The organism is uncultured Porphyromonas sp. (assembly GCF_902489635.1).
Lineage (GTDB): Bacteria > Bacteroidota > Bacteroidia > Bacteroidales > Porphyromonadaceae > Porphyromonas.
The window spans coordinates 1-14,451 of record NZ_CABUAN010000047.1 but is presented as its reverse complement, the minus strand read 5'-3'; the positions used below and the strand labels follow the sequence as shown (position 1 = coordinate 14,451).

The 14,451-nt window shown below is 55.6% G+C and carries 11 protein-coding genes; 8 read left to right on the top strand and 3 right to left on the bottom strand.

Going from position 1 to position 14,451, the window contains the following annotated elements:
• The first annotated feature begins 155 nt into the window (after positions 1-155).
• Positions 156-938 carry a DUF2520 domain-containing protein gene (locus tag RDM37_RS07800; RefSeq protein WP_308556494.1) on the top strand — a complete coding sequence of 261 codons (783 nt, stop codon included), beginning with the start codon at positions 156-158 and terminating at the stop codon, positions 936-938.
• Positions 935-1,516 carry a Maf family nucleotide pyrophosphatase gene (locus RDM37_RS07795; protein ID WP_308556492.1) on the top strand — a complete coding sequence of 194 codons (582 nt, stop codon included), beginning with the start codon at positions 935-937 and terminating at the stop codon, positions 1,514-1,516. The genes RDM37_RS07800 and RDM37_RS07795 overlap by 4 nt, the downstream gene beginning before the upstream one ends.
• Positions 1,517-1,614: 98 nt before the next feature.
• Here the strand turns inward: RDM37_RS07795 and RDM37_RS07790 are convergent, their stop codons facing one another.
• The 3 genes from RDM37_RS07790 to RDM37_RS07780 are packed head-to-tail and all read right to left on the bottom strand — an operon-like array spanning position 1,615 to position 4,297.
• Positions 1,615-2,820: a DUF6080 domain-containing protein gene (locus RDM37_RS07790; RefSeq protein ID WP_308556490.1), complete on the bottom strand. Its 1,206-nt coding sequence runs from the start codon at positions 2,818-2,820 to the stop codon at positions 1,615-1,617.
• Complete coding sequence (locus RDM37_RS07785; RefSeq protein ID WP_308556488.1) at positions 2,804-3,394, bottom strand: HAD-IB family hydrolase; 591 nt, start codon at positions 3,392-3,394, stop codon at positions 2,804-2,806. The genes RDM37_RS07790 and RDM37_RS07785 overlap by 17 nt, the downstream gene beginning before the upstream one ends.
• Before the next feature lie 12 nt (positions 3,395-3,406).
• Positions 3,407-4,297 carry a decaprenyl-phosphate phosphoribosyltransferase gene (locus tag RDM37_RS07780; RefSeq protein ID WP_308556485.1) on the bottom strand — a complete coding sequence of 297 codons (891 nt, stop codon included), beginning with the start codon at positions 4,295-4,297 and terminating at the stop codon, positions 3,407-3,409.
• Positions 4,298-4,996: 699 nt separating this feature from the next.
• On the opposite strand from RDM37_RS07780, the gene RDM37_RS07775 reads away from it, so the two are divergent.
• The 6 genes from RDM37_RS07775 (at position 4,997) to RDM37_RS07750 (ending at position 14,262) form a co-directional block, all read left to right on the top strand.
• A complete protein-coding gene (locus tag RDM37_RS07775; RefSeq protein ID WP_308556483.1) occupies positions 4,997-6,889 on the top strand; it encodes a heavy metal translocating P-type ATPase in 1,893 nt (630 codons plus the stop codon).
• 471 nt (positions 6,890-7,360) lie between these two features.
• Entirely contained in the window at positions 7,361-7,966 is a 606-nt protein-coding gene (locus tag RDM37_RS07770; protein WP_308556481.1) for a DUF3575 domain-containing protein, read from the top strand.
• A 10-nt stretch (positions 7,967-7,976) separates the two neighbouring features.
• The gene (locus RDM37_RS07765) at positions 7,977-9,452 is read left to right on the top strand and encodes a hypothetical protein (RefSeq protein WP_308556479.1); all 1,476 of its coding nucleotides are present in this window, start codon (positions 7,977-7,979) and stop codon (positions 9,450-9,452) included.
• Between the two features lie 8 nt (positions 9,453-9,460).
• Positions 9,461-10,489: a FimB/Mfa2 family fimbrial subunit gene (locus tag RDM37_RS07760; protein WP_308556477.1), complete on the top strand. Its 1,029-nt coding sequence runs from the start codon at positions 9,461-9,463 to the stop codon at positions 10,487-10,489.
• A 51-nt stretch (positions 10,490-10,540) separates the two neighbouring features.
• Complete coding sequence (locus RDM37_RS07755; RefSeq protein WP_308556475.1) at positions 10,541-12,013, top strand: hypothetical protein; 1,473 nt, start codon at positions 10,541-10,543, stop codon at positions 12,011-12,013.
• Between the two features lie 2 nt (positions 12,014-12,015).
• Positions 12,016-14,262 carry a fimbrial protein gene (locus tag RDM37_RS07750; RefSeq protein ID WP_308556473.1) on the top strand — a complete coding sequence of 749 codons (2,247 nt, stop codon included), beginning with the start codon at positions 12,016-12,018 and terminating at the stop codon, positions 14,260-14,262.
• Positions 14,263-14,451: the final 189 nt, after the last annotated feature.

The following is a 14,451-nucleotide window of genomic DNA, read 5'->3' as shown; positions in this document are numbered from 1 at the left end:
GCTTCCGAAACGAGAAAAAACTTCGCTTTTTACTTGCATATGAACTTAGAAAGCAAAAGTCGTCTCGCTCTGATCTCTAACCTCTAATTTCTAACCTCTAACCGCTAATTTCGTACCTTTGGGGACATGATACATCTCTTAGTTTGTCATTGCTTATGCGGATCGTTCTCATAGGCTCTGGAGGCGTAGCCACCTCCCTGGCCGCTGCAGTGGCGAGCCACGCTACGGCTTTGCTCTGCGGCATATACAGCCGTCAGCTGGCGCATGCCGAGGCACTCCGTGATCGCTTCGCACTCGTCTGCCCCGTCACCGATAGTCTGCAGCAGCTCCCCACGGCGGACCTTTACCTCATTGCTGTCAGCGACCACGCCATCAGTGAGGTTGCCACGGCACTCCCGCCACTCGGCGGCTTGGTCGTCCACACCTCCGCCGTGACCCCTATCGACTGCTTGAGCGGGCAACGCGCTTATGGCGTCTGGTACCCGTTCAACAGCTTTGCCCGGGAGGTCATCGTTCCCTTCGAGGGGCAAAAGGTTCTTTACCAATTGGGCACTGACGAGGGCTTGACCACCCTCCAGCAGTGGAACGCTCTCCTGCAGGTTGAGGCACTTCCCTCGACACTCGACCAACGCCTCTGGCTACACCTCGCGGGCGTGCTGGCCTCCAACTGCACCAACCGTCTCTACACGCTCGCGCACCGCTTGCTGACACAGGCCGACCTCCCCACAGACCTGCTCGACGGACTCATCCTGCGCACCGCCTCCAAAGCAACCACCATCGACCCTTACAGCGCGCAGACGGGTCCCGCACGCCGGCACGATCTAGAGACCATCGCTCGCCATCGGGCACTCCTCGAGCAGCGGCCCGACAACTTGCAAGAGGTATCGCAGCTCTACGACCTATTCACCGAAGCTATCCTAGAAGACTATCCCCTATGAGACCCTACCGCTGGATCCTTGGCTCCCAATCGCCACGCCGCAAAGAGCTCCTCGCCACACTAGGCCATCCCTTTGAGATACGTACCATCGAGGGACACAGCGAGACCTACCCTGACACGCTCCCTCTTGAAGAGGTGCCGCTCTATCTCTCCCAGCTCAAAGCGGAGCAGCTACTACCCACACTACAAGCTGACGAACTGCTCATCACGGCCGACACGGTTGTCCTTCTCGACGGGCAGATCCTCGGCAAGCCACATGACCTGGACGACGCTCGTCGTATGCTACACCGCCTGAGCGGTCGCCAGCATAAGGTCGTCTCGGGCGTTTCGCTCTCCACGATCGATTGGCAAATCTCCTTCGCGAGCCACACGCTGGTCACCTTCGCACAGCTCACGGACAGCGAGATAGACCACTACGTAGCGCGCTACCAGCCGCTTGACAAAGCGGGCGCTTATGGCATACAGGAGTGGATCGGCTACATCGGTGTCTCGCACATCGAGGGCTCCTTCTACAACGTCATGGGGCTCCCCGTGCAGCGCCTCTACCGCGTGCTACAAGACGCCGATCTCTTCTCGTAAAAAGGCTGTTGGCTGTTGGCTGTTGGCCGTTAGCTGTTGTCCCTACATGTCGACGTAACGGGTTACACGTATCATCGTTACACGCGATCCGTGCCTTGTCAGCCTAGGCGTAGTAAGATGACCCATAGGTTGTGGGTACACATATATATAGATAGGAGTAGCAGCGAGAGGTCCATATATCGGTAGGCCTGCCTAGGCACCACACGGTAGAGCCACCCCAGCGCCATCGGCACTAGGAAAACCCAGTGGCCCCCGAAGATAATCGCTTCGTCTAGCCCGTAGCCACCGACGAGATGCACCGCCACATCGACCGCTAGGTAGAGCGGTATGGCCCAGGCCAAGGGGTAGCGTCGTCCGACCCAGATCATCGAGAGCAGCAGTAGCACTACCCCCCACGGGAGCAGCTGCATAGCCCAGCAGGCATAGGGCGTGGGTCTCAGCACCGTCTCGCCATGAAGCTCACGCATCTCTAGATCGCTGATGAGGAGCGGGTGACCGAAGAAGTCTGGCACAAGATCGGCCGACCTTGTCTGAAAGCGTAGCAGATCGTTGACCTGAGCCGTGAGCATCGATTCCTCGGCCTCTGGTCCAGTCCCTCTCTGGTGGTAGAACCACCCCACCGCCACAACGAGTGCCAGCAGGAGGAGTGTCGGGAGCAAAACTTTGCGTGCCCGCTGCCAGAGCGACTCTTCTTTGCTCAGGAGGAGCAGCGAGAGCGGCTTGGCAAAGTTTGTCAGCGTCACGCCACCCAGCAGGAGGCTCCAGAGCGTGGCATGCCAGCCCGACAAGCGTTTCTCTCGCTTCAGCTGACCGCTCAGACAGAGGAGGGATAAGACGAGCAGCGCCATTGAGAGCGGATAGCTCTCGACCGTAAAGGAGAGCGTCATCACCGTAAAGGTTGAGAGGAGGAGCCCCGAGAGGAGCAGACTGCGACCCGTATCGAGCTGCACCACATGCCGCAGGTAGCCGCAGCATCCCGCGACGGCAATAGCCATCAGGAGTGCCGAGGCGAGGAGTATGCCGACGAGTGCGCCCCCTTCGCCCAGGAGTGGTACCATTAGCGCCCTATTAATAAGGTATAGTGGAGTGATCAGCGGGTGGCTCACGTCCCACGCCCCGCCCCGCGTCGTGAAGCGGAAGTAGTTGTCATACCCGAGGTAAGCACCGATAGCGTCGTCCTGCGGCATCAGCAGCCCTGTGCTATAGATATAGAGTGCTAGGACGGAGAGTAGCACCCACACGCCCAGTGCGCAGAGTAGCTCCACCCGCCACCGCCGTAGTAACTGCTTATTCAAAAATCCCATAGTAATGCTTCGTACATAGTGCCAGGAAGTCACGATCACTCGCGCTGTCGCCATAGCCGTATGTTGTGACCTTTCGCCACTCGGGGAGGGCTAAGTCCAGCCGGCGCACCTTTTCGGCACCCTTACAGTTGGGCGTGGCAAAGCGTCCCGTATAGAGGCCTTCCGCCAGCTCCAGCTCCGTGGCCAGCACCAGGTCAAAGCCACGACGCCTAGCCCACGACGAGACCGCCAGATCTGTCGAAGCGGTCAGCAAGACCGTCCGATGTCCGTCACGCTGATGCTGCTCCAGCCTACGTATAGCCTCGGGGCGGAGCTTCTGGTCTATCTGATCTGCAAATGCCGCTCCCCGCTGCAGGCCCTCCTCATAGCTCCAGCCACGCACCACCGTGCCAATGATGCGCTCCTTGTAGCGATCAGCCGCGCCCCCACTCAGCCGATAGGCAACATACTGATAGAGGTAGTAAGGCAGATGCCACACGAGCGAACCGTGCGACTGCATCTGCACCAGCCACGGCAAGAGCGTGTCTCGCCGTGTGAGCGTACCATCTAGGTCAAAGATTGCTATCGTATCCACGCGCTTACCCCTTTATACCACATAGCGTAATAGCCCAAAGAGCACCCCCCACACCACGACGCAGATGCCGATGATCGCATCCTGGTAGACCACCTGCGTAGGGCTCCCGCTTCGCTCCTCGACTAGTGTGATCTGGAGGTAACGCAGCAAGCCCACGAGCACTGGGAGTGCCGTCAGGTAGAGGTAGTCCCCGCCAGGCTCCGCATGCACCTCGGGTGAAAGCGTGTAGAGGAGGTAGCAGATGAGTAGGACGCCCACGATCATCGTCAGCGTATGGTCTAGGAAGGGGCGATTGTACCCCTTGATAGCTTGTCGCATCGCTACCCCACTGCGTTCGTAGAGGAGGTAGTCATCACGTCGCTTGGCTAGGGCCAGGAAGAGCGATAGGAGCAGCGTCATCACTACGAGCCACTCCGAGACCACCACCCCAGCGACGATACCGCCGAGTAGCACCCGCAGCACAAAGCCCACCGAGATAGAGACCACGTCGACCACCGCTATTCGCTTGAGCCAGTAGCTATAGCAGACGTTGAGCAGCCAATAGCCACCCATGATCCCGAGCGTTTGACACCAGAGTGCACGAGGTAGTAGTGCCAGCGGCAGAGACACCGCAAGGATCAGTAAGAGAACGGCCGTGGTCCACGCGACCGGTATCGAGACCGCACCAGAGGCTATCGGGCGTAGCCGCTTCTTAGGGTGCAGGCGATCACGCGCTTGATCCACGATGTCGTTGACGATGTAGATCGAGGAGGAGAGCAGCGAGAAAGCTAAAAACGCCACCACCAAGCCACCCCAGAGCGACGAGTCTAGGAGCACTCCACCGAAGAAGGCGGGTGCTAGGACAAAGAGGTTCTTGATCCACTGATCGCAACGTAGCAGACGTGGTAAGGTAGCGAGATTCATCTAGTAGTGACGGTTGATAGGATGAGGAATGAGTCTGCACAAAGGTACTTAGAAATTAGAGATTAGAAGTTAGAGGTTAGAGCGAGACGAGTAAACCTTTGTAGGGGCGGACCTATGTGTCCGCCCGTTCTCGTCAGAGCGTTGTATGCTATGTGGACGGACACGCAGGTCCGCCCTTACACAAACCACATCAAAACAAAAAGTTCAGCCATCAGACGCTGTAGCACCAGTATTTGTAAGGACGCACGATCGTGTTGAGTCGGAGGGCGAGCGTTGTGTCCGTTAGCTGTTGGCTTTTGGCCGTTAGCTCTTGGCTGGTGTTACTGAGCCCCCACAGGATGTCGTCACGGCTAGCATCCCCACAAATAGTTCTTCGTACTGCACTGATTCCATAACACATACGAGTTCCAAAAGTACTTTCCCTCTTGGAACTCTTTAGTTCCAACGGAGGAACTTTTCAGTTCCAACGGAGGAACTTTTCAGTTCCAAGGGAGGAACTTTCGATTTCCTAGGTAGGAAAAGAAAATTTCCAACGGAGGAAAAATAGTTTTCCAACGGAGGAAAAGAAAATTTCCAGCGTTGGAAATTTCTTTTTCCAAGGCTGGAAAGTTTTTGGAAACTTGTGGGGGCGGCACTTTTGCAACGGAGTTGCACCCAGATAGCTCTACCTTTGCCTCCGTAACAGTACATCTATATCTTATGAAGAAGAAACTAATACGTATCATACTCACAGCCCTGCTACTCATCGGGGCTTATATCGTGGAGCGCACCTGCGCACTCCCGATGTGGCAGCTCCTCTTGGTCTACCTCGTGCCATACCTTATTATAGGGTATGACGTGCTCGGCGAGGCGGTCGAGGGAGTGGTGCATGGCGAACTCTTTGACGAGCACTTCCTCATGAGCATCGCTACCGTGGGCGCGCTCTGCATAGGCTTCCTGCCGGGAGCTGAGGCGCAGTTCCCCGAGGCGGTCTTTGTGATGCTCTTCTTCCAGCTGGGCGAGCTCTTCGAGGGGTATGCCGAGGGCAAGAGCCGTCGTGCCGTCTCCCACCTTCTCGAGATACGCCCCGACACAGCAAATGTGCTACGTGACGGCGTTGAGCAGACGGTCGCCCCTGAGGAGGTAGCCGTGGGCGAGACGATCATCATCAAGCCTGGCGAGCGGGTTCCACTGGACGGATTCATTATCGAGGGCTCCTCAGCACTTAATACGGTCGCACTCACGGGCGAGAGCGTACCCCGCAGCGTCACCGTCGAGGACGAGGTGATGTCTGGCTGTGTCAACCTCTCGGGTCTGCTCACCGTCCGCGTTGCCAAGACTGCGGGTGACTCCACCGCCTCTAAGATTATCGAGATGGTCGAGCATGCCACCGATCATAAGTCACGGAGCGAGACGTTCATACGTCGCTTCGCCCGTGTCTACACCCCTGTCGTGGTGATCGTGGCACTGCTACTCGCCTTCATACCGCCACTCCTGACAGGGAGCTTCACTGACCACTTCGCCACCTGGCTTTACAGGGCACTGACCTTCCTAGTCATCTCCTGTCCCTGCGCTCTGGTCATCTCCATCCCGCTCTCCTTCTTTGCGGGCATCGGAGGCGCTTCACGGGCGGGTATCTTGGTCAAGGGAGCCAACTATATGGACGCTTTGGCCAAGGCACGTGCGGTGCTTTTTGACAAAACAGGCACCCTGACGAAAGGCACTTTTACCGCCAATGCGGTGCATCCGACAGCCTGCGAGACGAACCACCTGCTGCACATGGTGGCTCACGTGGAGTGTCACTCCACACACCCGATCGCTGCCTCGCTGCGTAACGCTTACCCCAACGAACAGGACGACTGCTCTATCGAGGAGGTCGAGGAGCTTGCCGGGCGAGGGGTCAAGGCACGTGTCAACGGCTCCGAAGTGTACGTGGGCAACGTAGCGCTGATGGAGTCTATCGGTGCTCAGTGGCAACCCTGCGACCATGCGGGTACTATCGTGCATGCCGCTATCGACGGCAACTATGCGGGACATATTGTTGTCTCGGACACGATCAAGGAGGAGTCTAAACAAACGATCGAAGAGCTGAGCCGCCTAGGCATCCGCCAGCTGGTGATGCTGACAGGCGACCACGAGGATGCAGCTCGTGAGGTGGCACAGCAGGTGGGCATCACCGAGTACTATGCGGATCTGCTTCCTGCGGACAAGCTGGCACGCCTCGTGACGATCCTCGAGCAGCCGGCTCGTGGCACCGTTCTCTTCGTAGGCGATGGTATCAACGATGCGCCTGTCCTAGCGCGTGCCGATGTGGGTATCGCCATGGGCGGACTCGGCTCTGATGCTGCCATAGAGGCGGCCGACGTGGTGATCATGGACGACAATCCGCTCAAGATCGCTACCGCCATACGCATCGCACGCCACACGGTCAGCATTGCCCTCCAGAACGCTTGGTTTGCCATAGGTATCAAGGTGTTGGTACTGCTCCTCGCATTGCTCGGTGTAGCCACTATGTGGATGGCCGTCTTCGCCGATGTAGGCGTGACCGTCCTCGCCGTGCTCAACGCAATGCGCGCCTTACGTCCAGTCAAAGTTAGCAGATCGAGCAACTAAAGCTGACACACGATCCCTATAAAACCCAATATCCACGGAGCTATTAATAACTCCGTGGATATTTTCTATTTCCTTCGGAGGAAATCTAGCAAGTCGGATAAATTGCTGATAAGGTCAACGACGCAACATGACATCTGGGTATGTAATTTCGTGCATATTTCGTTTATTTGTCGTACCTTCGTTGTGAGTTCTTACTTGGGGAAGTGTCCCCTTTTGGGAACCATCGTTCTTCTAAATGAGTGCAAGACATTGCGGACCTCTAACTGTTTAGGCAGCAATTCACCAGCAGGACGCTCCCTCGGCTACTCGTCTAGAGTGCTTGAGACGAGCACTCCTCGAGGATAGTTGCACAGCCTCAGAGCTGGAAGCCTCGCCACCTCTCACCTCATTCAGTTATCTAGTTTCCGACTAATCAGATATGCTTCAAGATATGACTAGATACGCTTGAAGCATCCTATAAATAGTTTGTCTATGAGAAACCTTTATAAGACTTTGCTCGTATGCCTGCTCCTCACGCTCGCTGGTCATCTGTCAGCGCAGCAAGTAGGAGCCAAGGTCAATACGCTATACCTAGCCACCTCGACACTCAATGCGGGCGTGGACTTTCGCATCGCTTCGCAGTGGAGCGGTTCGATCCTCGTGGGCTACAACCCATGGCAATTCCCCAGTGACCGTCAGGTGACGCTCTCCAATGGAGCTCAGGTCAATGCTAACCCTAAGGCGATGCACCTACTGGTCATGCCCGAGGTCAAGTGGTGGCCCTGCAAAACCTTCGAGCGGCACTTCATCGGCCTGCACGGGATCTATGCTACCTACAACGTGGGTGGGCTACCTTTCCCCGAGCAGCTGAAGGATCGTCGCTATGATGGCGACCTCATAGGGGTGGGTCTCTCGTGGGGCTACCAGTGGGCGTTTGCTAAGCGATGGGGCGTAGAGCTATCTCTCGGTGCTGGCTACGTCTACACCCGTTACAAGCAGTATGAGTGCGGTGCCTGTGGCACCCTACAGTCGCAGGGCAGCAAAGGATCCTTTGCTCCTACCAAGGCTGCTCTCAACATTATCTACTACCTGAAGTAATACACGCCCTATGAAGACATTTACGACCTATATAATAAGTTGTCTCAGCTCTCTGCTACTCGTCGCTACCCTATCGTCTGTGACGCTGACAGCGCAGAGTGGCTTCCGGACCGATGCAATACAGTATGAGAGCCTGCAGATGCGTACACGCGCTGGAGTCCTCTCGGTATCTTGTCAAATAGTCATTCCCCAAGACGCTACGCCTCGTGGCAAAGCACTCCTCATACAGCCTGTCTACAAGACGGCTCAAGCCGAAGAGATACTTCTGCCACACCTGATCCTCAATGGTAAGTGGCAGGCTCCTTACTACGAGCGCGAGGTGGCTCTTCAGAGTCACGAGGAGTATATGAATACCCGCCCCTATGGTGTCGCTACCCTCTCGGGTAAGCACGACGCCGAGCCACTCACGATCAACTATGAGATCACGCAGGCACTACCTAAGGGAGCTACTGGAGCGCTAGAGATGCGCTACTACGGCATGGACTGTTGCGATACCGACCCGCTGGGGCTCCTCGCCTTGACACCGGCTAAGTCTGACCGCATCACCATCACTGAGGACAATCTCTCCCCGCTCCTAGCAGCTCAAGACGAGCCGACGAAGAGACGTCAGGAGGAGATCGAGCTGCGGATCAACTACCGCTTTGACCGCTCTGAGGTTTTGCCTAACTACAGACAAAACAACGAGCAGCTGACAGCGCTAAACAACGCCTTGGCTCCTATCCTGAAAGATCCGACGAGCTACAAGGTTGTCCTCGGAAGCATCACAGGCTACGCCTCTCCTGAGGGGCCAGAGCTGCACAACAAGGGACTCTCCGAGCGTCGTGCTCAGAGCATCAAGCAGTACCTCATAGCCCAGTATGGCGAGACGCTCTTTGGCAATCTCCAGGTGATCGGTGCGGGTGCTGACTGGACAGGGCTACGCGAGGTGATCGGCCGCTCTACAGGTCGTGCAGACCAAGAGGATGTCTTATCCATCCTGAGCGCTGACTATACACCGGAGCGTCGTCAGGAGGAGCTGGCTAAGCTATCCACTTATGGCGACCTGCTGCGCAACGTTTACCCACCGCTACGTCGCTCTACCCTGCGCGTAGAGTATGAGGTGCGTGCCTTTAGCCTAGAGGAGTCGATAGAGGTTATGAAGACCAGACCGAAGGATCTATCTGTCTCGGAGCTGAATCGCATAGCACACGCTTACGAGCAGCAGGGACGCAACGCTGACGAGGTCTACCGCATAGCAGCAACCTGCCATCCGACCAACGTCGGCGCACAGCTCAACTACAGCCGCCGGCTACTCCTAGAGGGTAAGCTCGCGGAGGCGTGGCAGATCCTACAGCCGCTCCAAGCGGAGCCGGCCGCATACAATAATATAGGAGTCTACTACATGCTCTCGGGCAATGAGCAGCTGGCGGAGCAATACCTGCGCCAAGCTCTTACCACGACAGACGCTGCAGTAGCTCGTCAAAATCTAGAAGCCTTCGCTCTGTAATGCAGCGTATGACTAGTATAATGAGTATAACGCAAGGGAAGCCCCCCTTCCTCTGCTTAGCTAAGCGACACTCCAGAGTGCTATACCAGAGTGTCGTGCTAGGTCTGCTACTCCTCTGCGGAGTGTTGCTGACTAGCTGTGTACCGCAAGACCCGCGCGACATCTGCTGTAGCAAGGTCACCCTCGAGTATCGCTACGTGCGTCAGAGTGTGGACGAGTACCCTACCGAGGTGCAGCAAATGAGGCACTTCCTCTATGACGCTCACGGCAACCTACTCAAAGAGATGCCACAGAACCCCGCTACGCCCCAGACGCTCTCCCTCTCGGGACTGCCCGTGGGTCGCTACACGATCCTCACCGTGGGTAATGCTACTGAGGAGCACACGCTACTCGATCCTCTAACTAGAGGCAGTAAGCTGTCTGACATGACACTCACGCTGCGCAAGCTCGCTGGTGGCAGCTACGCTCCGCAGGGTGACCAGCTCTTCTGGAACTATAAGACGATCGACATACAGCCAGGTGCCAACGATCACTACATCTGTGATCTTGCCAACATACATACGCACCTTTATTATAGTGTCATCTGGGAGTCTGTACCACCCTATGCCGATGGCTACAGCGTACGCCTCTCAGAGTTGACGGAGCAGTACAGCCTCGACCCAGAGAAGTCGAACCTCCATCTACCGATCAACGCTGAGATGCAGGTCACGCACGACTTCCCGCTACACGCGCCACAGCTCATACAGCTCGAGGAGCAGCCCAAGCTCTTTAACCACACGCTAGAGGGCAGCTTCATCTCGCTACGCTATCTCAACGACCGCATCCCCACCATTCAGGTGTGGCACGGCGATGAGGCAATCACCAAGCCGATAGACTTGACACGCGCCTTCCGCTCCTTTGGCTGGATACCAGACCAGAGACCCGAGCAGATCTACCGCATCTTACTACGCATCAATGATGATGGTAGCGTCACCCTATTCCCTTACTTCAGTGGAAGCGTTGCAGACTGGGTGCCCGGTGGCACAGTCACGCAGTAGCCGCACACTATCAATTAGCACAAATAACGAAATCAACAATATAACTAGAGTATGAAAAAGACAATTGCAATAGTGCCTCTACTCTTACTCGCCTCGATGCTCACACTGCTCGTAGGCTGTAATAGGAGTACGGGTGCCGAAGAGCCAACCCTCACAGAGGGCAAGCCATCGCTCACCTTCACGCTGCAGATGCCGCAAGGAGAGCCTGTCACCTACCGCTCAGCAATCCATGATCAGCCTGAGTGGACGGTCAAGTCACTGACCATGTATCAGTTCAACGCTGACGGCTCCAAGCTACTCAGCATTGACAAGATTGACATGGCAAAGCTCCAGCAGACGGGCGAAGCCGAGTATAGCTATACGAAAGACTTCGACCCCGACAAGGTTGGTACGACCAGCCGCTTCCTCTTTGTCGCCAACGATGAGATAGCTGGCGTCACTGAGGGCATGAGCCGTGCCGACTTTGAGAAGCTCCTTATGACCAAGCAGCTTGCTGCCGATGGTACCTCAAAGGACATCCTCACAGGCACCGACCCCGACTACACCATCCCTATGTCTGGCGTAGCTAAGCAAGGCAATACCGAGCTGATCGCACTGGTAGGTACCAACAAGGGAACCACAGTCGTCCTGACTCGTGCCGTAGCTCGTGTCGATGTATCGAACCACGTGCCCAACCTAACCATCACCAAGCTCTACGTCGAGAACACCTACGACCGCACCACTACCTTCCCCACGAAGGATGCAGCTGGTGAACCCACTTATCAGGCTCCCGCTGGTGCTCAGAAGGTGACTATGAGCGCAGGCTTTGCCGACCTTCCCAACCCCTTCACCGGTATCGCTGGTGCTGAGGGTAACGAGCTCAAGAAGGCTATCTACCTCTACGAGGGTCAGCAGCCCGAGACGGCGGCTGAGGTAGCAAATGCCACGACAATCATCGTCGAGGGCAAGCTCGCCAACGGCATGCAGGTCAAGTACCGTATCCCCTTCGTCCGCTCTAGCGAGACCTACACACCTGTCAATATCAAGAGGAACTATCTCTACCGAATCATCCTCGGTGACAACTCACCCCTGGAGCCAGACAGCAAGCTCGTCTTCACCATCGAGGATACGCCATGGAATGCAGTCCTCCTCAACCACCACATGCCTGCTATCGATGTAGAGCTGATGCGTCATGTCACTACCTCTACACTGAAGTATGACTACCTCCACCACACCCTCTACACAAACTCGTTGCAGGCTGAAGATCACTACGTCTTCCAGCTCTCTACACGCTTTAAGGATCACACAGCATATACTGTGACACCTATCAACGATGCAGCCAAGAGGATGAAGTGTGTAGTACGTACTGAGAAGGAGTTCGAGCAGATGCAGCTGTTGATCGACATACGTTATCAAGACGATCTAGACAACAGAGACGAGGCTCGTGTAGCTCAGTTCGCCATCACCAGTGATGCGGCTCCTGAGATCCAGTGCATTCTCACCATTGTCTACGACAAGGATTATAGAAACCCAGACTTTAAGTAACCATGAGACATACCATAAACTATATAGCAGCCCTCCTAGTGCTGTCGCTCTCCCTCCTCTCTTGTAGTAGAGAGACGGGGCTCAAGATGGACGAGGGAGCAGGCAATACCGTAAGATTCACCATTGAGTCTTCACTCCGAGCTGCCGGTGACGAAAACACGACACGCCCCACGCCAGCACTAGATCGTGAGCGCAAGATCGTAGACCTCTATGCCGTCGTCTATAGGACTTCGTCTGGTCTGCACTACAAGACAGTCAAGTGTACTGATCTGACAGCTGGACAGTACGAGTTTGACAATGAGAAGAGTGGTGACTTTTACTTCTTCCTCGTTGCTAACCCAGACGCTGATCTAGTTGCCAAGCTGATGGCCGGGCCCACGACTCCCGAGGATCTAGGGAAGCTCGTTGCAAAGCAGACCCCAGGTGAGGACAATCAGGCTACAAACTTCCTCATGACCTCCGATCGTCAGAACGTCACCGTCAAGTCCAAGGAGTCTACCAACCTCGGTAAGATCAAGCTGGTACGTGTTGCTGCCCGCTTTGATATCTACAACACCATCGAGGGGTTGGAGATCCAGAAGGTAACCTTCGGCAAGCGCCGTGTCCAGTCTCACCTCTTCGCACAGGTTGGCCAGATGGCAGAGATCGAGGCTACGGAGAACGCTAAGGTCTACGACGGCTCACTCTTTGAGAACAATACCCTCAAGGCAACCATCTACGGCTACGAGACCGACGTGCGCAACGAGACCTTCTTTACCATCGAGGCTACCTACAAGGGTATCGCACTCAAGCCTGAGACTGTACGTCTAGAGAACTTCGTCATCAAGCGCAACCACCTCTACAACATCATCCTCCAGGATGTAGGTGGCGCACACGATCCCGCAGACCCAACGATGAAGTTCGGTCAGTTCCAGTACCAGGTCAAAGTGATCGACTGGAACGATAGCGAGAAGGGCATCAACTACGCTGAGGACGATGTCCTCAAGCCCTTTTACGTAGACTACGCTGCTCAGATCTCCAACGCTCCCTACATGACCCCTTACCTGGTCAACTCTCCCAATGAGATCTACACGACCACGCAGGGGAAGAGTGAAATCACCTTTACCATCGGTGGCTACACAGAGGCTGGTACGCTCGAGCTAGCTGAAGGTCAAGACAGCCACGGAGCAACGCTAGAGAAAGTAGGCACTCCTACGACCGACCCCAAGACGGGCAAGATCTCGCAAGACTACAAGCTCACGATCCCCGCAGCGACTGAGCTCATCCCTCTAGTCAACGGGGCAGGCAAACCTACCCTGCCAGAGTATGAGGAGATACAGCTCGTTGCCAAGAACTACTCAGGTGCTACTCAAAAGCCTCTGACGATCAAGCATGGTCGCTTTAAGATGCCTCTAGAGTATGTCACCGAGCACTACCTAGCCCCTCATCCCGATGCGGCTAATGGCGAAAACTTCACGTTTGCCACAAACGAGACCAGCGTTGATGGTGTTGGATACTTTCACGTGCCGACCTTCCTGGAGAAGCACAAGCATGTAACCATTGACGGCAAGGGCTATCACCTCGCCGACAACGTCTATGAGCTAGCTAGTATCATGCCTCTTAAAAACCAAGTCACCCATGGTGTTACCGAGTATAGCGTAGGAGAGTCCGCTGGTCCCATAGAGAATGCAAAAGAACCTACCACATTCCCCTGCTGGGCATACCCTGACAATGGGCAGAGCCCCCGCTTCCTCTTCACAGCAGACTACCGTACTGACAAGGCCAATCACGTCTCCTACGGACTGCGCCATAAGAGAGTGAGTGACGGCTACAACAATATGTTCGTCACGGCCTACCGCTACGAGTGGGTAGGTGACTTCAAGGGTGATAAGACAGGCAAGATCTCATCTTACTACAAGATCACCTCTCGCTATCTAGGCCCTAACTGGAATGGTGGCGTCGATGGCATAGCCAACGAGGCTTTCTGGAACAGCAACAAGGAGAACGATATCACCCGTACCTTCTACGCTGCTGGATATGTGGATCAGATGTACCTACACGCTAAGGACAATCCTAACTCTCCCTATGCACATGTCGGACGATGGGCTATCATCCTCTCAAACAGGGCTGACATTGATGCATCATATGTGGTTTGTGGCACTTTTGATAATCACCATATCACTGGCGCAGCAGGTATGTATACTCGGTCTAATGACCCTAGACCTGAGTACGTAATATGGTACCCCGTACGTCTCTTCAGTGACAAGTAGTCGCCTAGAGCGTTAGTCTCCGAGCGAGGCTACACGTACAGATACAGCGAGGCGGTGTCTCCCCAGCATGGGGTGGCACCGCCTCTGCTATATGTCGAGACCGTTGCATAAAGGCGAATCGCTGTGTTGCTTTCGGGATTCGGCTTCGGTCACATACGGATGTATGCTCCCTTCAGACCTCACCCTCAG